A 24,551-nucleotide genomic window follows, 5' to 3' on the forward strand; every position below is an offset into this window, starting at 1 on the left:
ACGTTGGAAGGGTCGATGAAAGGAATTCTGTTATTCGCTGTGTTGCTACTGGCCATCTGCGCCATTTCCTTGGGGATCAATGCGGCGCTGCCCTCCCCGGACGGCGCACTGTTTGCCATCGCTATCTTGCTGTCGGCGGCGTTTACCGCCGTAAGCCTGTGCATTGAACTGGGCGAAGGCCGGATCAACGACATGGCCGATGTGATGAAAGTGGTGGAGACCGGCCAGTCCCTGCGCTTGACCCTCGCCGCTTACGGGCTGGGCTGTTCGTTGGCAGCGGCAACCACGGTGCTGGTCTATCGGGGCCTGCTGGGCGGCTGATTGAAGTTTTTTGGCCAGAGCCCTTCCATTACCAGATTCATTCCGTTACTATCCGCGGCGTTAGTACCAAGCTGAAAGTCAATTCTGGTCGAACAAGTCCCCTGAACAACACGGGATCGACCACCTCGATGGTTTCCAGGTATCACTTGCGACGACACGGCCTTTGAACAAGCAAAGGGTGTCGCGAAGTTTCAATACTCTGACCGAACCAACCTGCAAATTGATCAGGATCTCCACCCTGGGCCCAGAACCTTTGCCCCTGTTGTGTTGCCTGCCCTCCTAAGTACCTACCTGCCAGCCCAAGCGCGCCTAACTTATTAGCGCTTCAAACTGGCTGCTTTGTTCCAGTCGGGTTCTTCGTTCGATCAATGGTGATCAACGTCACTGGAACGTTTTAACGTTGCACGGTTCTTAACCGTGTCATTTGTAGGAACACCAATAATATGTCCACTATCCATACTCAGGATGCCATTCGCACCCTCACCAATGCTTTTGCCCCAATGAACTGCCTGATCATGGCCGCTCGTAAAGGCTGCTTCAGCTTCACCCTGGTCAATGAACACGGCATCGCTCGTCACAGCGAACGCCTGTACCCCGATCAATACTCCAGCGCAGAACCGCTGCAGGCTGTGATCGAACGTACTCGTCAGGCACTGGTTGCCTGATCGACCTGAGTCGCTGAAACATAAAAAAAACCCTGTTTAAAAAACAGGGTTTTTTATTGCCTGGCGTTTATGCACAGGCGATGACATTAAGTTCAAATAGATATAAACGTTATAACTAAATGAATAAGATGTTTTAAAAACAGTCCTTTACATCACAAATATGACACTACACTTCAACTCAGGCGGCATGATCCGCCTCCGGCGAGCCTGAGATCCGATCCACTGCTGCCAAGCCCCCTCCTCAGGCCTCGCCGACCACTTTCACGGATTGAGGCTCGTATGGGTATCGCCGCCAGCGAATTGTGTCGTTATGTGATCCGGCCGACGTTACTGTACCTCGGCCGCCATAACCCGACGGCTGAGTCCCTGCTGCTGGGCATCGCCGCCAGCCAGTCGGAACTCGGTTCCGCTTTGCACGACCGACGCGGGCATGGCCTGTACAGCATCACCGAGCCCCGCCATCGCGATTTATGGGACAAGTACCTGGCGCTGGACCCTGAACGCGCCAGCCTGGTACGTGGACTGGCCAGCCAACATGCCTTCCTCAGCGCGCCGCAACTGGAGTTGACGGTGAACCTGCGCTACGCCACGGCAATCGCCTGGCTTTTGGTTGAACAACACACCTGCACCCTGCCACCGCCCGGTGATGTCTTGGCAATGGCGCGTATCTGGAAAGAAATATTTCACCCACAAGGAAGGCTGCGCGATTTCACTCAAGCCTGGCAAACCTGTGTTTCACCCATGAATCACGTGGCTTGCTGACCGGGCAATTTGCAAGATTCGCCAAAAACCCCGAATTATGGTCGGATTGTCCTACAAAAACGCTCTATCTCCTGCGTTACAGCCTATAGCGCGATCTTAAATTTATTGTTACTTTCCGCAGCGGTGATCACCACGGAGTTCTAATAATGAAAAAAGTAATGCTCAAGACCACACTTAGCCTCGCCGTTGCCATGGCATCCTCCCAACTGTTTGCAAGCGGTTTCGCACTGAACGAACAGAGCGTCAGCGGGATGGGTACGGGTTTCGCAGGTCGCTCTTCTTCTGCCGATGATGCAAGCACTGTTTACGGTAACCCTGCCGGTATGGCTCGGCTGGAAGGCCAGCAAATCACGGGCGGTGTTGCAGCGATTGATGCTTCGACCGATATCAGCCACGTCAGTGGCAACACCAACACCACCGGTAGCAACAAAGGTGACATGGTGCCCTTCACCGCCGTTCCATTCGGCTTCTACACAAACAAGCTCAATGAACAGTGGGCCATCGGTTTCGGCGTCTATGCTCCGTTCGGTTTGGTGACCGACTACGAAAATGGCTTCCAGGGCCGTGGCTTTGGCAGCAAGAGCGAAGTGAAGGTCATGACCTTCCAGCCGACTGTCAGTTATGCCTTCAACGACAGGGTTTCCATCGGCTTTGGCCCAACCATCAACCGGATCTCCGGCGTGCTGGAGTCGGATGTTTCGTTGCCTCAGGTTCCAGGCAGCGGTCCGAATAACATCAAGATCAAGGGTGACGATACTGCCCTGGGCTTTAACTTCGGCGTTCTGGTTCAAGCCACCGATACCACGCGTGTGGGCCTGACTTATCACTCGAAAGTGAAGTACAAGCTCGAAGGCCATACTGAAGTGACCCCGGGCACGGGCGTTCCAGGCATTGCCCTGCGCGGAAATCGGTACGATGCCTCGCTGAAAATCGACACCCCTGAATCTTGGGATCTGTCGGTCACTCAGGACATGAACGATGCGTGGAAACTCTATGCGGGTGCGACCTGGACCCGTTGGAGCCGCCTGAAAGACATCACCGTCAACAACGAAGGCGTCACCGCTGCCAACGGCGGCGGCGTTGCTCCGGCGCTGGTCGGTACCATCAAAGAAGATCAGAACTGGCACGACACTTGGGCATACGCGGTGGGTACTTCGTACCAACTGACCAAACAAGTTGTACTGCGTACCGGCCTGACCTTCGACCAGTCGCCTACCAACAATACCGATCGTTCACCGCGCATCCCTACTGGCGACCGTACAATCTTCAGTGTGGGCCTGGGCTACGCGGTCATGGATAACATGACCGTCGACCTGGCTTACTCGTACCTCAAGGAAGAAGACGTCAAAGTGCAGCGCACCAATGCCCTGCGTCAGACGTACAACGCCAAGTACGAAAACAGCGCTAACGGTTTCGGCCTGGGCTTGACCTACAAGTTCTAACCCGACGCCGCATAAAAAAGCCCCGCTCTCCTGCAAAGGAGGCGGGGCTTTTTAATGCACGCCGATCACGGTTTGGAGGCGATCGCCTCCTCCACCGCCTTGATCAGCTCCGGACTGTCCGGCTTGGTCAGGCTGGAGAAATTGGCAATCACCTTGCCCTGCCGATCCACCACATACTTGTAGAAATTCCACTTCGGCGGCGTGTCGGTCTGCTGCGCCAATACCTTGAACAAATGCACCGCGTCCGGCCCCTTGACCCTTTGTGGCTCGGTCATGGTAAAGGTCACGCCATAATTCACGTAACACACCTTGGCGGTCTCTTCACCGGTCTTGGCTTCCTGCTTGAAGTCATCGGACGGCACGCCGATCACTTCCAGCCCTTCGCCCTTGTAGCGTTGATACAACCCTTCGAGCCCTTTGAACTGTGGGGCGAACCCGCAGAAGCTCGCGGTATTGACAATGACCAAGGGTTTGCCGGCAAAACGTTGGCACAGGTCGATGGATTCCTTGGCGCGCAGCTTGGGCAATTGGCCTTCCAGCAGCGGCGGGCAACTGGCGGCCAGGGCGACACTGCCGATTGCCATCAGGACGGGTACAGCGAGCCAGCGCATCTGCATGTCGGGTGTCCTTCAAAATATTCAGGCTACGAACTTAACAGATCGACATACCCAGTTGCATCAACGCGAGCCCGCCGTGTTGCCAGCCCCACCAGGCCAGCAGCATCAGGACCAACCCTGCGATAAGTATCACACCGCGTACCGCTAGGCTCATGCTGCCTCCATCTGCGCCTGCAATCGTGCCACCGGCCGCTCGCGCACAGGCCAGTTAAGCGCCGCGGCGAGCAGGCTCAACAGAATTGCCACCTGCCAGATCAAATCGTAGTTGCCGGTACGATCATAGACCACCCCGCCCAACCAGCCACCCAGGAATGAACCAAGCTGGTGGAACAGGAACACGATCCCACCGAGCATGGAGAGGTTTCGCACACCAAACAGTGTCGCGACGGTGCCATTGGTCAGCGGTACGGTGGACAGCCACAAGAAGCCCATGGCCATGCCAAACAGGTAGGCCGTGACTTCGGTGACCGGCGCCCACAGAAACAGCACAATCACCACCGCACGCAACAGGTACAAACCCGTCAGCAAGCGCGGCTTGGACATGCGCCCACCGAGCCAGCCGGCGGTGTAGGTGCCGAAGATATTGAACAGGCCAATCAGCGCCAACACGGTGGTGCCGACGGTGGCTGGCAGGTGCTGGTCCACTAGGTAGGCCGGCAAATGCACACCGATGAACACCACCTGGAAACCGCAGACAAAAAAGCCGAAGGCCAACAGCCAGAAGCCGGAATGGGAACAGGCTTCCTTCAACGCTTCACGCAAGGTTTGCTGACCGGCCATCACCGGTAACGGCCGGTCCTTGAGCATCGCGACCAGCGGCAGAATCAGCGCCACCATGAGGCCCAGCGCCAGCAGTGCTGCAGACCACCCCAACCAACTGATCAAGCCCAAGGTGCCCGGCACCATCGCAAACTGGCCGAACGAACCGGCAGCGCTCGCGATGCCCATGGCCATGCTGCGTTTTTCCGGGGCCACGGCGCGGCCGACCACACCGAGAATCACCGAGAACGAGGTGCCGGACAGGCCGATACCAATCAGCAGGCCGGCACTCAGGGACAGCGACCACGCCGAATCGGACATGCCCATCAGCACCAGGCCCACCGCGTAAAGAACGCCGCCGACAAACACCGCTCTGGTGGCGCCAAACCGATCGGCCAGGGCGCCGGTAAACGGCTGTGCCAGGCCCCAGATAAGGTTCTGCAAAGCGATGGCGAAGGCAAAGGTCTCACGGCCCCAGCCGAACTCGCTGCTCATCGGCGCCAGGAACAGGCCGAACCCGTGTCGCACACCCAACGACAACGCCAGGATCAGCGCACTCCCCACAAGAATCCAGCCACTGGTGCGCCACATCGAGGTCATTTCTTATTCTCCGCTTGCGGGTATATACCCGCTTATAGTCGAACAAACCCGCGATCAGGCGAGTTCGTCCAGCAAGGCCAACAAGGTTTCGCGTTTTTCCGCGCCGAGTTGATCGATCAATTTCTGCTGCGCCGCCTCCCAGGCAGGTAATGCGGCGGCGAGTCGTGCTTCACCGTCGTCGGTCAACTTCACCAGGCGGTTACGCAAGTCATCCCCCTCAACCAACTGCACCAGGCCCTCGCCTTCCAACACCCGCAGGTTGCGCCCCAAGGTGCTGCGATCCAGGCCCATGGCGTCGGCCAGGTTGGAAATGCTCGGCTGATCGAGCCGCTGCAGGTTGCACAGCAAGGAATACTGGGCGACGTTGATCCCGAAGCCATCAAGGGCGCCGTCGTAATGCCTGCTGACGCCACGGGCGGCACGTCGCAGGTTGGTACATAAACATTGGGAGGCAAGCATGGAACGTGTATATACCCGCGATTAAGGAAATGCAAGAAAGTGTTACAGCGCCAGGCCGACCAATACCGCGACTTCCAGCAGCTCCAGCAAGGCGCCCGCGGTGTCGCCCGTGGTGCCGCCCAGGCGATTGACCATCAGTTGGCGCAGCCCGATAAAACAGATCGCCGCGAGCAATACCGCGACACCACCGCTGAAGCCGCCGATCAGGATGCACGCCAGACCACTGAGGATCAGCACCTGTTGGCCGACGATCCTCGGTAAATGATCCGACAATGCCTGGCCCAATCCGCCAGCACGCACATAGCGCGTGGTGAGAAACAGCGCCAGCATCGATGCGCGGCCGATCAACGGGGCCAGGATCAGTGCGGCGCCGTTCTGCTGTTCGATCAAGGCGACCAAGGCGGTGAATTTGAGCAGCAGCACCAGCCCGAGCGTGACCACGGCAATCGGCCCGCTGCGCGGGTCCTTCATGATCGCGAGCGTTCGCTCGCGATCGCCGAAGCCGCCCAGCCAGGCATCGGCGCTGTCCGCCAGACCGTCCAGGTGCAGGCCGCCACTGAGCAGCACCCAGGCCGTCAGCAACAGTGCGGCATGCAGCAACAGCGGCGCGCCGATCAATGCCGTATTCAAGGCCCACAACAGCACACCGAACAACACACCGACGACGGGATAAAACAGCAACGAGCGGCCCAGCTCCTGAGGCTGCGGCATGCCCGGCAGGCGAATCGGCAGGCTGCTGAGAAATTGCAGGGCGATCCAGAATGGCAGCATGGTTACCCCACTTCCTTCAGCGCGCCGTCGTTGGCGACCTGCAGGCTGAATAGCCCACCGTGGCCAACTTCCACGTTTAGCAATTGCTCCCGAGGCAAGCCACGCGCTTGCGCCAGTAACAGGCGCATCACGCCGCCATGGCTGATCAACAACACACGCTCACCGGCGTAAGCCTGATGCAAACGTGCGACAGCGCCCAGCACCCGACCGGAAAAGTCGCTGACAGGCTCCCCCTCCGGCGGTGTAAAACTGTAGGGATCAGCCCAGAACAAGCCCAGCCCCTCGGCGTCGGTCTCCATCAAGGCGGCGGCACTTTGCCCCTCCCAGGCACCGAAGTGCAGCTCTTGCAGATCCTTTTCCAGCGTGACCGGCAGGTTGAGTTGAGCGCCCAATGCCTCGGCAAACCGCGCACAACGTTGCAATGGCGAACTGACCAAGCGGTCCCACGGCCCTTGCGCCACAACAGCAGCACGCATCTGCGCCCAGCCCTTGGTGGTGAGTGCGTCATCCAGGCTGCCGCGCAGGCCGCCGCCCAGCTCGGTTTCGCCGTGGCGCAGCAGGTCCAGGCGCAAGGTCATGCCGGACGGTCTGCCACGGCGGCTTCGGCGAAGGTCGCCATCTGCCCGTGCAGCGCGCAGGCCAGGCGCAACAACGGCACCGCCAGCGCAGCACCGCTGCCCTCACCCAGGCGCAGCCCCAGTTCCAGCAATGGCTGCGCGTCCAGACGCTGCAGCACATGACGATGACCAGGCTCGGCACCGCGATGGCCAAACACCAGCCATTCACGGCACGCCGGGTTCACGCGTGTCGCCACCAGCGCCGCGACCGTGCAGATGAACCCATCCACCAGCACCACGATGCCTTCCTGGGCGCAGGCCAGATACGCGCCCACCAGTGCGGCAATTTCAAAGCCGCCAAGATTGAACAGGGTCTGCAACGCATTACCGCGCTGGCCGGCATGCAACGCCAGCGCGCGTTCGATCACGGCCACTTTGTGGCTGACACCCTGGGCATTCAACCCGGTGCCCGGCCCGGTGAGGTCGCTGACCGGACAATCGAGCAAGGCACACGCCAGCGCACTGGCGGCGGTGGTGTTGCCGATGCCCATCTCGCCGCCGATAAACAGTTGCGCCCCGTTTGCCAACGCACGCCGCGCACTGTCGCGACCGGCTTGCAGGGCGAGCTGCCCCTGAGCCTCGGTCATCGCCGGGCCGTTGACGAAGTTGGCCGTGCCCGCGCCGATATTCAAGTGCCGTACACCCGGCAGATCCAGCGACGGCGTCACCGTCCCCAGGTCGACCACTTCCAACTGCGCACCCAACTGCCGCGCCAATACGCTGATGGCCGCGCCACCGGTGACAAAGTTCTGCAGCATCTGCCCGGTGACTTCCTGGGGAAACGCCGACACGCCTTCCGCAACCACGCCATGGTCACCGGCGAAAATGGCGATCCACAGCGAATCCACCGACGGCTTGACCTGGCCCTGCAGGCCGGCCAATTGCACTGCCAGCGCCTCCAACTGACCGAGGGAACCGGCCGGCTTGGTCAATTGTTGCTGGCGCGCCAGGGCTTGTTCGTACGCTTGAGCGTCGATCGCCTTACAAGGGTTGAGCCACCAGGTGTCAGTCATAACGCAGTACCTTTCAAAGTCAGGGGCAGGCCGGCAACGGTCAGGACAACACGCTGACACCGCTCGGCCAAGGCTTGATGCAGCCAACCGGCTTCATCCACATAGCGGCGAGTCAATTCGCCCAGCGGCACGACACCCAGACCGGTCTCGTTGCTGACAAAAATGATTTCACCCGGCAGCGAGGCCAGGGTTTCCAGCAGTTGTTCGCGTTCGAGCGCCAAGCGTTCGACGTCCTCGAGCATCAGCAGATTGGTCAGCCACAGCGTCAGGCAGTCCACCAGCAGACACTGCCCCACGGCAGCGTTCTCCCGAAGCACCCGCGCCAGCTCAACAGGCTCCTCGATCAAGCCCCAATCGTCCGGGCGACGTTGGCGATGCAGCGCGACGCGCGCGTTCATCTCGCCATCCAACGGTTGGCTGGTGGCAATGTAAATGACGGGCAAGGCACTGTCGTTCGCAAGCCTTTCGGCGAGACGGCTTTTGCCGGAGCGAGCGCCACCGAGGATCAGTTGAAGCATGGGATGGCACCTTGGGTTGGCTGAAGTGGGTCCGCTGTCAGGCCGCCATCGCGGGCGAGCCCGCTCCCACATTTGGGACATGGGGCATCAGGTAAAGGGTGGTCGGCCGTCGGGCCGCCATCGTGGGCAAGCCCACTCCCACATTTGGAGTGTGGGGCATCAGGTAAATAGGGGTCGGCTGTCAGGCCGCCTTCGCGGGCAAGCCCACTCCCACATTTGGAGTGTGGGGCATCAGGTAAATAGGGGTCGGCTGTCAGGCCGCCTTCGCGGGCAAGCCCACTCCCACATTTGGAGTGTGGGGCATCAGGTAAATAGGGGTCGGCTGTCAGGCCGCCTTCGCGGGCAAGCCCGCTTCCACAGAAAAGCAGATCCGCGTTTGATCTGGCTTTTGATTTTGATCTCTGGCGCCCCGTAAAACCACGCTGGCCGAACGCAGGCTTTGGAGCGTGGGTAACCCGGCAGGACGCCGGGTTAGCCGCGCTGGGCCAAGGATGGCCCATCGCGGCGGCCCACGCTCCAAAGCCGGAGTGAGGGCATGCCGAGCCTAGGCGAGGCACCGAGTGGTGGGGCGAGAGCCTTTTGGTTACTTTTGGGCTCTTCCAAAAGTGACCCGCTGTAAGAGCGGAACCACCAGCAGCCGTTACCGCAGGAATGGATATGCACACCGACCCAACGCCTTCGCGAGCAAGCCAGCTCCCACACAGGAATCGCGTCAAATCCCACATAGCTCACGTAACAGTTCAGTATCCAAATGGTTTTCCACCAAGTCAGCCAAACGCTCGATATCACGCTCGCGCAAGGCGTGATAGTCCACTGCCTGCACATCCTCCAACCCCGCCCAACGCAGCAAAGCACTGCACGCCGCCGCCGTTTCGAACAAGCCGTGCAGGTAAGTGCCAAGGATCTGCCCATCCGCACTCTGGGCGCCATCGCTGCGCCCGTCATCCAACAACACCGCAGCATTCGACAAGCCATCGCCGGTCGTCACGCCCGCATGGATCTCATACCCGCTGACCTGCGCATCCTCGAGCAACAAACGCCCGCGCACGTTGCGCAGCTGCTTCTCTTCTTCCAGCGTGGTGCTGAACGCCAGCAATCCCAGGCCATCGCTGGAACCGGCGGACCCTTCCAGGCCCAGCGGGTCATGCACCTGCTCGCCGAGCATCTGCAAACCGCCGCAAATACCGAGCACCTTGCCGCCATAGCGCAGGTGCCGTGCCACGGCGGTTTCCCAGCCGTTGGCGCGCAGATAGGCCAAGTCACTGCGCACGCTTTTTGAGCCTGGCAGGATGATCAGGTCGGCGGCAGGAATCGGCTGGCCTGGGCCGACGAACTGCAGATCCACTTGGGGGTGCAGGCGCAGCGGATCGAAATCCGTGTGGTTGCTGATACGCGGCAACACCGGCACCACCACCTTGAGCACCTGCGCCGCCTTGTCGATCTGACGCCGGTCGATGCCGTCTTCGGCTTCCAGGTGCAGGTCCATCACGTAAGGCAATACGCCCACCACCGGTTTGCCGGTGCGTGCTTCCAGCCAATCCAATCCCGGTTGCAGCAATGCAATGTCGCCGCGAAAACGGTTGATGATGAACCCTTTGACCCGCGCCTGTTCCGTGGGCGACAGCAATTCCAGGGTGCCGACCAGGTGGGCAAAAACACCGCCGCGATTGATGTCGGCGATCAGCAGCACCGGGCAATCCACCGCCTCGGCGAAGCCCATGTTGGCGATGTCATTGGCGCGCAGGTTGATCTCCGCCGGAGAGCCTGCGCCTTCTACCATCACCACCGGGTAGGCCTCGCTCAACCGTGCGTGGGAGGCCAGCACCGCTTGCATCGCGATGGCTTTGTAGTCGTGATAGGCCACCGCGTTCATGCTGGTCACGGCGCGGCCATGGATGATCACTTGGGAGCCGGTGTCGCTGTTGGGCTTGAGCAGCACCGGGTTCATATCGGTGTGCGGCGCCAGGTTGGCGGCCTGGGCCTGCACCGCCTGGGCGCGACCGATCTCGCCGCCTTCGGCCGTCACCGCGCTGTTGAGCGCCATGTTCTGCGGTTTGAACGGCGCCACCGCCACGCCCTGGCGTATCAGCCAGCGGCACAGCGCCGTCACCAAGGTACTTTTGCCGGCGTCGGAGGTGGTGCCTTGCACCATCAGCGTACTCATGCAGCTTCCTTATAGGCGGCCAGGGCCTCGTCGAGGCGCAGCCAGTCGACCTCAGTGCCGGGCAAGCCAAAACGCAGGCTGCTGTCGTGAACAAACAGGCGCAGCAGGATGCCGCGCTGGGCCATGAATTCGTGCAGGCGTTCGGCGTGGGGCGTGATCAGCCATTGGAATAAGGCGCAGCCGCCCTGGGGTTGAAAGCCGTGGCGCTCAAGCAAGGCGAACAAGCGCTGTCCCGCCTCGATGCAACGCACGCGTTGCCGCGCCTGCCCGGCGGTGTCGCGCAGGCACACTTGGCCCAGCACCCGCGTCGGGCCGCTGACGGCCCAAGGCCCGACCTGTTCGGCGAGCAGCTTGAGCAGCTTGCGTTCGGCCAATACAAAGCCCAGTCGCACGCCGGCCAGGCCGAAGAATTTACCGAACGAGCGCAGCACAATCAGGCCGACTTGATGCGCCTGGCCCGCCAGGCTCAGTTGCGGGGTGACGTCCATGAAGGCTTCGTCCACCACCAGCCAGCCGCCGCGCCGGGCCAGCCGCGAATGCCAGTCCAGCAAGCGTTGCGGGGTGAGGCTCAGGCCAGTGGGATTGTTGGGATTGACCACCACCAGCACGTCGAGGCTATCGAGAAAGAAGTCGACCTCCTGCTCCTGCACTTCGCGCACCACGTAACCGGCACGGCGCCAGGCTTCGGCGTGTTCGGCATAGCACGGCGACAACACCCCGACCTTACCGGCACGGCGCAGGCGTGGCAGCAACTGGATGGCCGCCTGGGAGCCCGGCACCGGCAATAGGTGCGCAGCGCCGTAATACTCGCTGGCAGCCTGCTCCAGGCCGTCGTCGGTTTCCGGCAGGCGCGCCCAGGCGCGCAAAGGGATCTCGGGAATCGGCCAGGGCCAGGGCGCGAGGCCGCTGGACAGGTCAAGCCAATTGGCTTCGGCTATCCCGTACTGAATCGCTGCCTTGCGCAGCCGGCCACCGTGTTCAAGCATAGAATTGCGCCCCCGCACATAGGATCAGCAGCCACAACCATACGCCGCGCTGCACCAGTTGCCAGCCCCGGTCGATGGAATCGGCATCCGCCGCCGGGCCTTCGCCCAATGGCGGGCGCTGGTGCACTTCACCGTGATAGATCGCCGCGCCGCCCAGCTCCACGCCCAGGGCGCCGGCACCGGCAGCCATCACCGGACCGGCGTTGGGGCTGTCCCACGTCGGGCCTTGAGTGCGCCAGCATTGAAGCGCCAGTCGGGTTTTGCCGAGTACGGCGTAGGTCAACGCCACCAGGCGCGCGGGAATGTAGTTCAACACATCGTCGATTTTTGCCGCCGCCCAGCCGAAACGTTCAAAGCGTTCGTTGCGATAGCCCCACATGGCATCCAGGGTGTTGCTCAGGCGGTAAAGCACCACGCCCGGCACGCCAGCGACCACAAACCAGAAAATCGCGGCGAATACCGCATCGCTGCCGTTTTCCAGCACCGATTCGGTGGCGGCGCGGGCAACTTCGGTGCGGTCCAACTCACTGGTCTGGCGACTGACCAGGTAGCTCACACGCTTGCGCGCTTGCTCCAGGTCATCGCTGCGCAGGGCCTGGGCCACGGGCACCACATGTTCGCCGAGGCTGCGCATGCCGAGTGCGCAGTACAACGCCAGGATCTCCAGGACCCAACCGATATACGGCGCCCACGACAAGGCGGTGGCCAGCAGCGTCAACGGCACCACGGCGATCACCCACGCGGTCACGCCATGGCTGCGCCAGCCGCGACCGCCGCTGTTGAAACGTTGCTCGATGCGCCCGGCGAAATTGCCGAACGCCACCAGCGGATGCCAGCGCCTCGGTTCACCCAGCAGCGCGTCCAGCGCCACGGCAGCGACACACAGCAAGGCCACACTCATTGACTCACTCCCCACACATTCTCATACAACATGTCACTCAATGGCCGAGGTTCGGTCCAGCCTTCGAGCTGCAACATCGGTGCCGGGTAGAACGCGTCCACTGGTCCCAGGCACAGCACGGCCAAGGGTTTCGCGCCGGGCGGCAAACCCAGCAGATCGGCCAGGGCCTGAGGCTCGAACAGCGACACCCAGCCCATGCCCAGGCCTTCGACGCGGGCCGCCAGCCACAGGTTCTGGATTGCACAGGACAACGACGCCATGTCCATTTCCGGCAAGGTACGCCGGCCGAAGATGTGCCGCTCGCGATCGTCCATCAACGCCGCCACCAACACTTCGGCGCAATCGTGAATACCTTCGACCTTGAGCTTCATGAACGCGTCGGAGCGTTCGCCCAGGGCCTCAGCGGTACGCACGCGCTCTTCCTCCACCAACTGTTGAATCTGGCTACGTAACACGCGGTCGCTGATGCGGATAAAGCGCCAGGGCTGCATCAGGCCAACGCTGGGGGCCTGGTGCGCGGCCTGCAGCAGGCGGTGGAGCAATTCGGGGGCGACAGTGCCGCCGCTGAAGTGGCGCATGTCGCGGCGTTCGGCGATGGCACGGTAGACGGCCTGGCGGTCGGCCTCGGGGAAGGCGTTGTCGGTCATGGCCTCTTCGCGGGCAAGTCGAATCCTCGCACCGCCCCTCCCACAGGTTGATCTGTGAACACTGTCGCGGTGGGAGCTGGCTTGCCTGCGATGGCGGTCTCAAGGTCCGGCGCAAACAAGGCGGCCACCGCGGCCGGATTCGACGGGAAATAAAAATGCACGTAGGAAGCCGTCATCCGCCCCTGCCGATACACCGCCTCGGCCCCGCGCCCACCGTTGGGGCTCAGGCCACGGGCAATCGGTTGCCACTCGGTGCTGGTCAGGGAGTGATGATAGGTATGGCCGCGCAGGGTGCCTTCCGGCAACTCGACACTTTGCAGCGCCAGGGCCGCCAGTTTCTTTTGCATCACGGCATCGCCCTGCAGCAGGCCGAGCAGTTTGGCACGGGTGCCTTCGACGTCAGTCAGCGAGTCGAGCAGGTAGAGCATGCCGCCGCACTCGGCGAGCAAGGGTTTGCCGGCCACGTGATGGGCACGGATGGCGTCGAGCATCGAGGTATTTTCCGACAGCGCCTGATGATGCAACTCCGGGTAACCACCCGGTAGATAGAGACTGTCGGCGTCAGGCAATTCGCGATCGTGGATCGGCGAGAAGAAGCTCAACTCGGCCCCCATCGCACGTAGCAGGTCGAGGCTGGCGCCGTAGGTAAAGGCAAAGGCTTCGTCGCGGGCCACAGCGATGCGCACGCCATTGAGCAACGGCTCAGCGTGGATCATTTGCGGCGCGGCAAAGGTCACGGGGGGCGGCAAGGCCACTTCGCAACTGCTGCCCAGCGCTTGCGCAGCGGCGTCCAGGCGCACATCGAGGTCATTCAGTTCACTGGCCTGCACCAGGCCGAGGTGGCGGCTGGGTAATTCGATACCGGTCTCGCGGGACAATGCGCCGTACCAGCGCAAGCCTTCGGTGAGGCTGCCTTCAAGCAATTGCGCATGCCGCAGGGTGCCGACGCGGTTGGCCAGCACGCCCGCGAACGGCAAGTCCGGCTGATAACGCGCCAAGCCCAACGCCAGGGCGCCGAACGTCTGCGCCATCGCGGTGCCGTCGATCACACCCAGCACCGGCACGCCGAAGTGCCGCGCCAGGTCGGCGCTCGAGGGTGTACCGTCGAACAGGCCCATCACGCCTTCGATGAGGATCAGGTCCGCCTCCCCTGCCGCTTCCCACAGCAAACGGCGACTTTCCTGCTCGCCGACCATCCACATGTCCAATTGATACACCGGCGCACCGCTGGCACGCTCATGGATCATCGGGTCGAGGAAGTCCGGGCCGCATTTGAACACGCGCACCTTGCGCCCCAGGTTGCGGTGCAAACGGGCCAGTGCGGCGGTAACGGTGGTTTTGCCCTGGCCGGACGCCGGTGCGGCGATCAATACGGCCGGGCAATGACGGGGCTGATTCAAAGTTCGACGCCCTTCTGTGCCTTGATACCGGCCTGGAACGCGTGCTTGAGCATGCCCATTTCGGTGACGGTGTCGCCCATTTCGATCAACTCAGGCTTGGCGCCACGGCCGGTGACCACCACGTGTTGCATCGGCGGGCGGGCTTGCAGGTCGCTGAGGACCTGGTCCAGGTCTAGGTAGCCGTGCTTGAGGGCGATGTTCAATTCGTCCAGCACCACCAGGCCGATGGTCGGGTCTTGCAGCAATTCACGGGAAACCGCCCAGGCGGCTTCGGCGGCGGCGATGTCGCGCTGGCGGTCCTGGGTTTCCCAGGTGAAGCCTTCGCCCATCACATGGAAGCGCACTTGCTCGGGGAAGCGGCGGAAGAACAATTCTTCGCCGGTGCTGTTGCGCCCCTTGATGAACTGCACCACACCGCACTGCATGCCGTGACCCATGGCCCGTGCCAGCATGCCGAACGCGGAGCTGCTCTTGCCTTTGCCGTTGCCGGTCAATACCAGCAGCAAACCGCATTCGTTGGGGGAATTGGCGATGCGTTCGTCGATCACGGCTTTTTTGCGCAGCATGCGCGCCAGATGGCGTTCGTCGCGTTCGGGGGAATCGGTCATGGCAGCTCTCCGTTGGGGCTGGACAAAAACGGCGGGCAGGAAAAAGAAACACAGACAGCCAAGCATCGCCCACCGTGATGCTGTTGGATGTTTCAGGCCGGTCTCCGGGCTCATGAGTGGCGCTTGCTTTAATCAAGCAGGCAGGCCGAAGGTGCGCCTTCCCATATCGCTGGCGATACAGTGGCAAAAGGCACCGTCTTGACTCATTTACCGTTGCGGGGGCAGCGCCGGAATTGCGGCAGCACTGTGTACAAGTGCGCTCACTCACCGGCTTCCCTGTTTCACTCCGTCGACCCATGGGTCACGGAGCACCTGGAACAAGCCGCGAAGGTTAGTGGGTTGGGGGTGGAGCGTCAATTAAAGCTGGCCTTGGACTTGAACCAACGCCTCGGCTACCTCCTCTACCCTTACAGGTATTAAGGAGAACACCATGCATAAAACCAGACTTGCCCTACTCATCATGGTCGCCGGCACCCTCGCCGCCTGCGGTGAAAGCTCCACCCTCCAGGTCTCCGACGGCACCGGGCCTTCGCCCAAATTGCCGGAACCGAACAAAACCCTGATCCCCACGGTGAATATCGCGCCCGCCATCGGCTGGCCCGAAGGCGTGAAGCCAACCGCCGCTGCCGGCACTCAGGTGGCGGCGTTTGCCGAAGGCCTCGATCACCCGCGCTGGCTGTATGTACTGCCCAACGGCGACGTGCTGGTGGCGGAAACCAACGCGCCACCCAAGCCGGATGATTCCAAAGGCATTCGTGGCTGGGTCATGGAAAAGGTCATGGGCCGCGCCGGTGCCGGGGTACCGAGCCCGAATCGCATCACACTGCTGCGTGATGCCGACCACGACGGCGTCGCGGAAACCCGCACGGTATTCCTGGAAAATCTTAATTCGCCCTTTGGCATGACACTGGTCGGCAACGACCTGTACGTGGCGGACTCGGACAAGCTGTTGCGCTTTCCCTATCAACCGGGCGAAACCGCGATCAAGCAAGCCGGTACTAAGGTGGTCGACCTGCCAGGCGGGCCGTTGAACCACCACTGGACGAAAAACGTGGTGGCCAGCAAGGATGGCAGCAAGCTGTACGTGAGTGTCGGTTCCAACAGCAACGTGGGGGAAAACGGCCTTGAAGCGGAACAGGGCCGTGCGGCGATCTGGGAAGTGGACCGCGCCAGCGGCCAGCACCGCATTTTCGCCTCCGGCCTGCGCAACCCCAACGGCATGGCCTGGGAACCGCAGACCGGCAAGCTGTGGACAGCGGTCAATGAGCGCGATGAGATCGGCAGCGACCTGGTGCCGGACTACATCACCTCGGTCAAGGATGGCGCCTTCTATGGCTGGCCGTTCAGCTACTACGGCCAGCATGTAGACGTGCGCGTCAACCCACAGAATCTCGACCTGGTGGCCAAAGCGATTGCACCGGATTACGCGGTAGGCCCGCATACGGCGTCGTTAGGCCTGACATTCGCAGAGGGCAGCAAGCTTCCAGCGCAATTCAGCCACGGCGCGTTCATCGGCCAGCATGGTTCGTGGAACCGCAAGCCGCACAGTGGCTACAAGGTGATCTTCGTGCCGTTCGAAGGTGGGCAGCCCAAAGGACAGCCGGTGGACGTGCTGACCGGGTTCCTCGACAAGGATGAGAAAGCCATGGGCCGGCCGGTAGGTGTGGTGATTGATCAGCAGGGGGATTTACTGGTGGCGGATGACGTGGGGAATAAAGTGTGGCGCGTGTCGGCGGCTAAATAAACACCGCAAAACCAATGTGGGAGGGGGTTTGAACTCCCTCCCACCTTTGGGCCTGGGTTTAATTCAGGGATTACGCGCCAGATTCGCCGGCAACACGCGTTTGGCGCTCAGGTAGGCATTCTGCCAATACGCCTTGGACAGGGTATCCAGCTTCACCGTACCGCCGGTTTGCGGCGCGTGCACAAAGCGGCCCTCCCCCACGTAGATCCCAGCATGGCTGACCTGGGAACCGCCACCGGTGGCGAAGAACAAGAGGTCGCCGGTCTGCAGGTTCTGCTCGCTGACATCTTGGGCGCGCATCACGATCAGTTCACGGGTGGTACGCGGCAAGGAGATCCCGGCAGCATCACGGAAGACAAACCCAATCAGGCCGCTGCAATCAAACCCCGAGTCCGGGGTATTACCCCCCCAACGGTACGGCGTGCCAACCAGGCCAAGCGCACGGAAAAGCACGTCTTCGGCTGCAGGCGAGAAATTCTGGGTGGAGTAGTTGAACACCGGCTTAGGTTTCACCGCGACAGGCGCGGGCGGCGGTGGACGGCTTGCGCAGGCGCTGAGCAGCGCGGCGCAAACAATAAGAATCAGGCGGGCCGAGGTCGACATGTGCAGAACAATCCTGGTCTGGATGCGGCTTTCGCTGCCGAACGCTGAAAACCAGAACGCGCAAGCAAAGCTCGCGCGAACGGATTACAACAATGTCCAAGGATTCTAGCGCTTACACGTCAAACTTCAAGTATCACTTTAAGTTTACTTGCTGGCGGTAACCGTAGTCGGGGCCATGGCGAGTGCGCGCTTGGCTTCGATGAAGGTTTTGCTCCAGTAGCTGTCACCCAGGCTGTCGACTCGAACACCGCCACTGCGACGGCTGCTGGAGTGGATAAACTGGTTATCGCCCAGGTAGATACCCGCATGGCTCACTCGACCACGGCCAGCTGTACTGAAGAAAAGCAGATCACCGGGCTTGAGGTTGTTGCGTGCGACCAACGGTGCATTCACGTTGATCATTTCGCGGGTAGAACGCGGCAGGTTCATGCCAGCTTCTTCGCGAAACAGGTAACCGATGAAGCCGCTGCAGTCGAAACCGGCTTCAGAGGTACCACCGAAACGGTAACGGGTACCGATCAGGGACATGCCGCGTTCGAGGATGCTGTCGGCGAGCACTGGAAGCTGATAAGGCTTGCTGCCGGCGAAGTTGGCCAGCTCTTTTTCGGTTGCCATTTCTTCTTCGTAAACAGAAGCAGACTGTGCAGCAACGAACTTTGCCTGATTTTGAACCTGTGGTTTTTGCTGTTCCGCCACCTGCTGAGGGTGGGAGGCGCAACCAAACAACAGGGTAACGAGTGCGAGAGGCACGAGGGGTGCGAAGCGATTTAGCATGGGCACGACCGTGGCTGATATGTAAAGAAGTCGAGACTATGCCCACTATCACATCGATTTGCAAATTCAATCGTGATCTATGTGACTTCGCGATTGGACTATGACATCTAAGCCGTAATTCCATTTATCGGTTCAAATGCGTAGCCAACGCGGCTCAAACGCAGGTTTCCTGGCGCCTGAAAACTGGCGAAACCCGTAAATTCAACGAGTTACCAGCCCAACGTTTCCTTGAGAAAAGGGATCGTCAATTTTCGTTGAGCTTGCAAAGAAGCCTGGTCGAGCTGTTCGAGCAAGTCGAACAACGCGCTCATGCTGCGCGTGCCACGGGTAAGGATAAAATGCCCGACCTCGTCAGTGAGGTGCAGGCCGCGGCGGGAGGCGCGCAGTTGCAAGGCACGCAATTTGTCTTCGTCGGACAGCGGGCGCATTTGGAAGATCAGTGCCAGGGTCAGCCGTGACTTGAGGTCGGCCAGCTTGATCGGCAGCTCACGTGGCGAGCTGGACGCCGCAATCAGCAGGCGCCGACCGCTGTCCCGCAAGCGGTTGAACAAGTGAAACAGCGCTTCTTCCCAATCGGCCTTGCCGGCGATCGCTTGCAGATCGTCCAGGCAAACCAGCTCGTATTGCTCGAGGTGGTCGAAGATGCCGATGCCACGGTCCATCAACTCAGCCAGAGGCAAGTAAACCGCCGGCTCACCCATCTGCTCGAAACGCAAGCAAGCGGCCTGCAACAGGTGGGTACGCCCTACGCCGTGCTTGCCCCACAGATAGATCAGGCTTTCGGTCCACCCGGCGTCGGCTTCGCAAAGCCGCTCGACATAGCCGAGTGCAGCGGCATTGGCGCCTGGGTAGTAGTTGATAAAGGTGGCGTCATCACGCAGACGCACACCCAAGGGCAGCTGAATCGGTTTCATGCTGACTGAACGGCTCCAAACGAACCGTTAGTGGCCTCTGTGTAAAGTTTGCAAAGTTTATACCCGTGACGCCGGGCGCACAATGCAACAGACCCCAAGCAAAATCAAAGGTTTGCGTTAACTTGTTGGATTTACGCAGATTGTTTGACGCCGCTGCTCCAGAAACAACAAACCCGGCCTGGGCCGGGTTTGCAAAGAAGCGGTTACAGATCGGGGTCTTCGACCCCTGTATACACTTCCGAATCCTTGTACAGATCATGCACATGGCGCACCAGCACCATGATCACCGCCGCCACCGGCAGCGCCAGCAGGATGCCGGTAAAGCCGAACAGCTCCCCGCCCGCCAGGATCGCAAAGATCACCGCCACCGGGTGCAGGCCAATCCGATCGCCTACCAGCAACGGCGTCAGCACCATGCCTTCCAGGGCCTGGCCGACCATGAACACCGCCACAATGCCCAGCATCGGATACAGGTCACCGCCAAACTGGAACAGCCCGGCCACCAGTGCCGCACCGATACCGATCACAAAGCCCATGTACGGCACGATCGCGGCGAGGCCGGCGATCAGGCCGATCAACAGGCCCAGTTCCAGGCCGATGGCCATCAAGCCGGCCGCGTAGATGATCCCCAGGGCCAGCATCACCAGCAACTGCCCACGCACGAATGCACCGAGCACCTCATGGCATTCCTCGGCGAGCGAGACGATACGCTCCTCACGGTTGCGCGGCAGCAGGCTGCGGATCTTGGCCATCATGATGTCCCAGTCGCGCAGCAGGTAGAACGCGACCACCGGGATCAGCACCAGGTTGGTCAACCAGCCAATCAGCGCCAGGCTGGATGCGGTTGCCTGACTGAGAATGACACCGACGATATCGGTGGTCTGCCCCATGTGTTCGCTGATGGCCGCCTTGACCTTGTCGAACTTCCAGAAGCCATCCGCCAGGCCTAACTTAGCCTGGGCCCACGGCATGGCCGTGTGCTGCAGCCAATCGAGCATCTGCGGCGCCAATTCATACAAGCGGAACAGTTGCTTGGCCAACATCGGCACCAGCACCAACACCAACGCCGTGATAATCAAGGTAAACAGCGCGAACACCGCCACCACCCCCCAGGTCCGCGACAGCCCGGCCTTCTCCAAGCGATCCACCACCGGATCGAACAGGTAGGCCAGCAGCAACGCGACCAGGAACGGCGTCAGGATCGAATGCAGCAAGAAGACAAAAACGCACAGCAGGACGATCCCGCCAAGCCACACCCAACGACGCGTATCCGCCATATACCACTCCACCTATATAAAGAAGAAAACTTCTACCAACGAAAACGCAGCTGCGCCTGAGGCTCAGGTGCAACCGCAGGCTGTGTGCCATCTGTCACGGGTTGCTGGGCCGGCGCCTCGCCTGCCGGAATCTCCTGCAACTTGGCCAAGCTCAACTGGGTGCGCAACTGATCGGCACTGCCGTTGACGCGATACACAATACGATTGCCATCCACTAACTGTGGCTGGCCGCCAAAAGGCTCCAGCAGATGACCCAGCGCTGCATAGCGCTCCAGGGTCATGCCTTGCACTTCGAGCAGTTGTTCGGTGCTCACGCCCGGCTTGACCGCAAAACGTGGCGCCAGCTTCTGGCTGACCGCCAGCATCACCGCATCCGCCACGGCGCCGGTGTCGGCCCCTTGGACGGTGCCCTGCTCGCTCTTGTCGCCCAACCACAAACGCCATTTGGCTTGCCATTGACTGCCTTCCTGGCGCGCATGCACAGCCAGCAAGGCGTCGGCGCCGTAACGCTCGGAAGCGGCACGCAAAGGTGTGGCGTCAGCACTTTCCAGATTCGGTGCGGTGGCGACCACCTGCTCATCCAAGTCACCCAGTGGCAGGCGCAGCGGCAGGCCACGGTGTTGTGCCGCACGACGCAGCGCCTGGGCCACGGCCTGGCCATCGCCCACCAGGCTGCTGCCTTCGGTGGAGTCGTTCAGCCACCAGCCGAGGATCGATGGCCGATTGCTGCCCCAGATCGACAGGCCCGCTTCACGCAGGACGCGATCAGTGCTCACCGGGTCGAAATCCACTTGCAGGCTTTCCGGCGGGCCGGCGTCGTAGCCGTATTGGCTGATGATTTGTTGCGGGTCCTTGCGAACCGCCGCCAGGCCCGGGCCATCGGCGACCTTGGCGTCGCCGGTCAGGCGGATCACCAGGGTCTGCACGGCACGCTGGGTGGCTTGGTCGCGCTCTTGCGGCGATTGGCTGCTGACGGGTTCGAGTACTTGATAAAGGCCATTGAGGGTTTCGGCATGACTCGCCAGGCTGACCAACGACAAGCAGCCTACAAAGAAGAATTTACACAGACGCATGGAAGATTCCCGAACGACAAATTTAGCGGCTGGAACAGACCGCGTGAACTCGGTTTGGCAAGGCTGTGACCACAGCCACCGGTAAAACATTCACAGGGTCTTGGTAAGTTTTCGTACTGTCATAACGATAGCGGGTTAAAGGCTATACCTTAATACGCGCCGAAGCAGACCCCATCAGCATTTTTTTAACCGGCTTTTTTAACCTATATGGCCCTGCCCGTCGGCCCGAGGATGGCCGCTGCCCCTCAAGCCTGATAAAATCGCGCGCCTTCGCAGACCGTCAACGGCTGGGCCTTTTACCAAAAGCGCCTGCCCGCTCGGTCGTTACCCCTGAATCCCCCCTAAAGGCCTGGATCATGAGCAAGCAACCCTCCCTGAGCTACAAGGACGCCGGTGTAGACATCGACGCCGGTGAAGCATTGGTCGAACGCATCAAGAGCGTCGCCAAGCGCACTGCGCGCCCCGAAGTCATGGGCGGCCTGGGCGGTTTTGGCGCCCTCTGCGAAATCCCGGCCGGCTACAAGCAGCCTGTCCTGGTGTCCGGCACCGACGGCGTGGGCACCAAGCTGCGCCTGGCACTGAACCTGAACAAGCACGACACCATCGGCATCGACCTGGTTGCCATGTGCGTCAACGACCTGGTGGTGTGCGGCGCCGAGCCGTTGTTCTTCCTGGACTACTACGCCACCGGCAAGCTGAACGTGGACACCGCTGCCCAAGTGGTCACCGGCATCGGCGCGGGTTGCGAGCTGTCGGGTTGCTCCCTGGTCGGCGGCGAAACCGCTGAAATGCCAGGCATGTACGAAGGCGAAGACTACGACCTGGCCGGCTTCTGCGTCGGCGTGGTGGAAAAAGCCGAAATCATCGACGGCTCCAAAGTCGCTGCCGGCGACGCCCTGCTGGCCCTGCCCTCTTCCGGCCCACACTCCAACGGTTACTCGCTGATCCGCAAGATCATCGAAGTGTCCGGCGCCGACATCGAGAACACCCAGCTCGACGGCAAGCCGCTGACCGACCTGCTGATGGCCCCGACCCGCATCTACGTCAAGCCACTGCTCAAGCTGATCAAGGACACTGGCGCAGTCAAAGCCATGGCCCACATCACGGGCGGCGGTCTGCTGGACAACATCCCGCGCGTACTGCCAAAAGGCGCCCAGGCGATCGTCGACGTGGCCAGCTGGCAGCGTCCTGCGGTATTCGACTGGCTGCAAGAGAAAGGCAACGTTGACGAAACCGAAATGCACCGCGTGCTGAACTGCGGCGTGGGCATGGTCATCTGCGTGGCGCAAGAACACGTTGAAACCGCGCTGAACGTATTGCGTGAAGCCGGCGAGCAGCCATGGGTCATCGGCCAGATCGCCACTGCCCCGGAAGGCGCAGCTCAGGTCGAACTGAAGAACCTCAAGGCTCACTGATGCCTCAGACCTGTGATGTCGTGGTGCTGCTTTCCGGCACCGGCAGTAACTTGCAGGCCTTGATCGACAGCACGCGCACCGGCGACAGCCCAGTGCGCATTGCTGCGGTGATCTCCAACCGCAGCGACGCCTACGGCCTGCAACGCGCCAGGGACGCGGGTATCGAAATCCGCTCTCTGGATCACAAGACGTTCGATGGCCGCGAAGCCTTCGACAGTGCCTTGATCGAACTCATCGACGCCTTCAACCCCAAACTCGTGGTACTCGCCGGTTTCATGCGCATCCTCAGCGCTGATTTCGTGCGGCATTACGAAGGGCGCCTGCTCAATATCCACCCTTCCCTGCTGCCCAAGTACAAAGGCATGCACACGCACCAGCGTGCGCTCGACGCCGGCGACAGCGAGCATGGCTGCAGCGTGCACTTCGTCACCGAGGAACTCGATGGCGGGCCTCTGGTCGTACAGGCAGTGGTTCCGGTAGAGTCTGACGACTCGGCGCAGAGCCTTGCGCAACGGGTTCACACCCAGGAACACAGGATTTACCCGCTGGCCGTTCGCTGGTTTGCCGAGAGACGGTTGATTCTCGGTGACCAGGGTGCATTATTGGACGGTCAGTTACTTGCGGCCAGCGGCCACTTGATTCGAACCTAGGAGATTTTATGCGTCGCGCCCTGCTCTTCGCTTTTGCGCTGTTCGCCTTGCCTGCCGTGCAAGCAGCAGACCTACACCCTTTCTCCGTCAGCTACACCGCCGACTGGAAACAGTTGCCCATGAGTGGTTCGGCCGAACGCAGCCTGGCCAAGAATGGCGATGGCACTTGGACCTTGAACTTCAAGGCGTCCATGATGATCGCCAGCCTGACCGAAACCAGCGTGATCCAGTTTGACAAGGACACCCTGCAACCGAAGAGCTACACCTTCGAACGCGGTGGTCTGGGCAAGGCGAAGAAGATCAACCTGGACTTCGACCAGACCGCCAAGAAAGTCACCGGTTTTGAAAACAAAGACCCGGTCAACGTCGCCCTGCAAAGCGGCATGCTCGACAAGTCGACCTACCAGTTGGCCCTGCAGCGCGATGTGGCTGCCGGCAAGAAGAGCATGAGCTACAACGTGGTCGAAGGCACCGACGTCGACACCTACGACTTCCGCGTGATCGGCCCGGAAAAGGTCCAGACCAAGGTCGGCTCCATTGACGCCATCAAGGTCGAGCGCGTGCGTGACCCGACACAAAGCAAGCGCATCACCCAGATGTGGTTTGCCAAGGACCAGGGCGGCATCCTGGTTGCCCTGCGCCAGGTGGAAACCGACGGCAAGGAATACAACATCATGCTGCAGGATGGCACCGTTGACGGTAAGGCTGTCAAAGGTAGCTGATCGGTAGATGGAATAAAGAGCCTCGCAGATGCGGGGCTTTTTTTCGTCTGTCGATTGAGCTGCCCCTGACGTGAACATGAAACTTTTGTCATAAAACTCAGCACCCTGCGGCGCAATGTCGCGGTTTAC

General features: G+C 61.1%; 26 protein-coding genes and 1 riboswitch. Of the genes, 8 read left to right on the plus strand and 18 right to left on the minus strand.

Translation table 11 applies throughout. From position 1 onward, the window contains the following. Positions 1 to 15 precede the first annotated feature (15 nt). From ACI512_RS26705 to ACI512_RS26720, 4 genes are all read left to right on the plus strand, one after another. Positions 16 to 321 (plus strand): hypothetical protein, encoded by a 306-nt coding sequence (locus tag ACI512_RS26705; protein WP_015885226.1) that lies wholly within the window; start codon positions 16 to 18, stop codon positions 319 to 321. A gap of 443 nt (positions 322 to 764) precedes the next feature. After that, positions 765 to 986, plus strand: a complete 222-nt coding sequence (locus ACI512_RS26710; protein WP_024076751.1) for a hypothetical protein — start codon at positions 765 to 767, stop codon at positions 984 to 986. Between the two features lie 279 nt (positions 987 to 1,265). Then, positions 1,266 to 1,748 carry a hypothetical protein gene (locus tag ACI512_RS26715; RefSeq protein ID WP_015885227.1) on the plus strand — a complete coding sequence of 161 codons (483 nt, stop codon included), beginning with the start codon at positions 1,266 to 1,268 and terminating at the stop codon, positions 1,746 to 1,748. 146 nt (positions 1,749 to 1,894) lie between these two features. Then, complete coding sequence (locus ACI512_RS26720; RefSeq protein ID WP_015885228.1) at positions 1,895 to 3,190, plus strand: OmpP1/FadL family transporter; 1,296 nt, start codon at positions 1,895 to 1,897, stop codon at positions 3,188 to 3,190. Positions 3,191 to 3,255: 65 nt separating this feature from the next. On the opposite strand, the gene ACI512_RS26725 is transcribed toward ACI512_RS26720, so the two are convergent. From ACI512_RS26725 to cobO, 13 genes are all read right to left on the minus strand, one after another. Then, complete coding sequence (locus ACI512_RS26725) at positions 3,256 to 3,807, minus strand: glutathione peroxidase (protein ID WP_236383453.1); 552 nt, start codon at positions 3,805 to 3,807, stop codon at positions 3,256 to 3,258. Between the two features lie 150 nt (positions 3,808 to 3,957). Beyond that, complete coding sequence (locus tag ACI512_RS26730; protein ID WP_162471080.1) at positions 3,958 to 5,157, minus strand: MFS transporter; 1,200 nt, start codon at positions 5,155 to 5,157, stop codon at positions 3,958 to 3,960. 63 nt (positions 5,158 to 5,220) lie between these two features. Then, entirely contained in the window at positions 5,221 to 5,625 is a 405-nt protein-coding gene (locus ACI512_RS26735) for a MarR family winged helix-turn-helix transcriptional regulator (protein WP_015885231.1), read from the minus strand. A gap of 42 nt (positions 5,626 to 5,667) precedes the next feature. Continuing rightward, a complete protein-coding gene (locus ACI512_RS26740; protein ID WP_231808613.1) occupies positions 5,668 to 6,396 on the minus strand; it encodes an adenosylcobinamide-GDP ribazoletransferase in 729 nt (242 codons plus the stop codon). Between the two features lie 2 nt (positions 6,397 to 6,398). Continuing rightward, positions 6,399 to 6,974: an alpha-ribazole phosphatase family protein gene (cobC, locus tag ACI512_RS26745; protein WP_122810115.1), complete on the minus strand. Its 576-nt coding sequence runs from the start codon at positions 6,972 to 6,974 to the stop codon at positions 6,399 to 6,401. Further along, positions 6,971 to 8,026 carry a nicotinate-nucleotide--dimethylbenzimidazole phosphoribosyltransferase gene (gene cobT, locus ACI512_RS26750; protein ID WP_231808615.1) on the minus strand — a complete coding sequence of 352 codons (1,056 nt, stop codon included), beginning with the start codon at positions 8,024 to 8,026 and terminating at the stop codon, positions 6,971 to 6,973. The genes cobC and cobT overlap by 4 nt, the downstream gene beginning before the upstream one ends. Continuing rightward, positions 8,023 to 8,544, minus strand: coding sequence for a bifunctional adenosylcobinamide kinase/adenosylcobinamide-phosphate guanylyltransferase (cobU, locus tag ACI512_RS26755; RefSeq protein ID WP_236383454.1), 522 nt, complete (start codon positions 8,542 to 8,544; stop codon positions 8,023 to 8,025). Before cobU ends, cobT begins: the two co-directional genes overlap by 4 nt. Before the next feature lie 712 nt (positions 8,545 to 9,256). Then, positions 9,257 to 10,708, minus strand: coding sequence for a cobyric acid synthase (locus ACI512_RS26760; RefSeq protein WP_236380178.1), 1,452 nt, complete (start codon positions 10,706 to 10,708; stop codon positions 9,257 to 9,259). Beyond that, complete coding sequence (gene cobD, locus ACI512_RS26765; RefSeq protein WP_236380176.1) at positions 10,705 to 11,694, minus strand: threonine-phosphate decarboxylase CobD; 990 nt, start codon at positions 11,692 to 11,694, stop codon at positions 10,705 to 10,707. The genes ACI512_RS26760 and cobD overlap by 4 nt, the downstream gene beginning before the upstream one ends. Continuing rightward, entirely contained in the window at positions 11,687 to 12,595 is a 909-nt protein-coding gene (cbiB, locus tag ACI512_RS26770; protein WP_236380174.1) for an adenosylcobinamide-phosphate synthase CbiB, read from the minus strand. The genes cobD and cbiB overlap by 8 nt, the downstream gene beginning before the upstream one ends. Next, positions 12,592 to 13,242 carry a 5,6-dimethylbenzimidazole synthase gene (gene bluB / locus ACI512_RS26775; protein WP_015885239.1) on the minus strand — a complete coding sequence of 217 codons (651 nt, stop codon included), beginning with the start codon at positions 13,240 to 13,242 and terminating at the stop codon, positions 12,592 to 12,594. Before bluB ends, cbiB begins: the two co-directional genes overlap by 4 nt. Beyond that, positions 13,239 to 14,642, minus strand: a complete 1,404-nt coding sequence (locus ACI512_RS26780) for a cobyrinate a,c-diamide synthase (RefSeq protein ID WP_236380172.1) — start codon at positions 14,640 to 14,642, stop codon at positions 13,239 to 13,241. Before ACI512_RS26780 ends, bluB begins: the two co-directional genes overlap by 4 nt. Continuing rightward, a complete protein-coding gene (gene cobO / locus ACI512_RS26785; RefSeq protein WP_015885241.1) occupies positions 14,639 to 15,250 on the minus strand; it encodes a cob(I)yrinic acid a,c-diamide adenosyltransferase in 612 nt (203 codons plus the stop codon). Before cobO ends, ACI512_RS26780 begins: the two co-directional genes overlap by 4 nt. 77 nt (positions 15,251 to 15,327) lie before the next feature. Beyond that, positions 15,328 to 15,581, minus strand: a riboswitch (cobalamin riboswitch). A 99-nt stretch (positions 15,582 to 15,680) separates the two neighbouring features. On the opposite strand from cobO, the gene ACI512_RS26790 reads away from it, so the two are divergent. Next, positions 15,681 to 16,994, plus strand: coding sequence for a sorbosone dehydrogenase family protein (locus tag ACI512_RS26790; protein WP_064052706.1), 1,314 nt, complete (start codon positions 15,681 to 15,683; stop codon positions 16,992 to 16,994). Positions 16,995 to 17,057: 63 nt separating this feature from the next. Here ACI512_RS26790 and ACI512_RS26795 read toward each other — a convergent pair whose 3' ends face one another. The 5 genes from ACI512_RS26795 to ACI512_RS26815 all read right to left on the minus strand — a co-directional run bounded on the left by ACI512_RS26795 (position 17,058) and on the right by ACI512_RS26815 (position 21,635). Then, positions 17,058 to 17,597 (minus strand): C40 family peptidase, encoded by a 540-nt coding sequence (locus tag ACI512_RS26795; protein ID WP_046036011.1) that lies wholly within the window; start codon positions 17,595 to 17,597, stop codon positions 17,058 to 17,060. A gap of 144 nt (positions 17,598 to 17,741) precedes the next feature. Next, the gene (locus ACI512_RS26800; protein WP_236380170.1) at positions 17,742 to 18,371 is read right to left on the minus strand and encodes a C40 family peptidase; all 630 of its coding nucleotides are present in this window, start codon (positions 18,369 to 18,371) and stop codon (positions 17,742 to 17,744) included. Between the two features lie 209 nt (positions 18,372 to 18,580). After that, on the minus strand, positions 18,581 to 19,285 hold the full coding sequence (gene hda, locus ACI512_RS26805) for a DnaA regulatory inactivator Hda (RefSeq protein ID WP_015885245.1): 705 nt from the start codon (positions 19,283 to 19,285) through the stop codon (positions 18,581 to 18,583). A 203-nt stretch (positions 19,286 to 19,488) separates the two neighbouring features. Beyond that, positions 19,489 to 20,562, minus strand: coding sequence for an AI-2E family transporter (locus tag ACI512_RS26810; protein ID WP_064052705.1), 1,074 nt, complete (start codon positions 20,560 to 20,562; stop codon positions 19,489 to 19,491). Positions 20,563 to 20,594: 32 nt separating this feature from the next. After that, the gene (locus ACI512_RS26815) at positions 20,595 to 21,635 is read right to left on the minus strand and encodes a DUF2066 domain-containing protein (protein WP_236380167.1); all 1,041 of its coding nucleotides are present in this window, start codon (positions 21,633 to 21,635) and stop codon (positions 20,595 to 20,597) included. A gap of 356 nt (positions 21,636 to 21,991) precedes the next feature. Between ACI512_RS26815 and purM the strand changes: the two genes are divergently transcribed. The 3 genes from purM to ACI512_RS26830 are packed head-to-tail and all read left to right on the plus strand — an operon-like array spanning position 21,992 to position 24,422. Further along, a complete protein-coding gene (gene purM, locus ACI512_RS26820; RefSeq protein WP_015885248.1) occupies positions 21,992 to 23,050 on the plus strand; it encodes a phosphoribosylformylglycinamidine cyclo-ligase in 1,059 nt (352 codons plus the stop codon). Next, positions 23,050 to 23,700, plus strand: a complete 651-nt coding sequence (gene purN / locus ACI512_RS26825; protein WP_236380166.1) for a phosphoribosylglycinamide formyltransferase — start codon at positions 23,050 to 23,052, stop codon at positions 23,698 to 23,700. The genes purM and purN overlap by 1 nt, the downstream gene beginning before the upstream one ends. An 8-nt stretch (positions 23,701 to 23,708) precedes the next feature. After that, the gene (locus ACI512_RS26830; RefSeq protein ID WP_015885250.1) at positions 23,709 to 24,422 is read left to right on the plus strand and encodes a DUF3108 domain-containing protein; all 714 of its coding nucleotides are present in this window, start codon (positions 23,709 to 23,711) and stop codon (positions 24,420 to 24,422) included. Positions 24,423 to 24,551 lie beyond the last annotated feature (129 nt).

Source organism: Pseudomonas petroselini, assembly GCF_045037875.1.
GTDB lineage: Bacteria > Pseudomonadota > Gammaproteobacteria > Pseudomonadales > Pseudomonadaceae > Aquipseudomonas > Aquipseudomonas petroselini.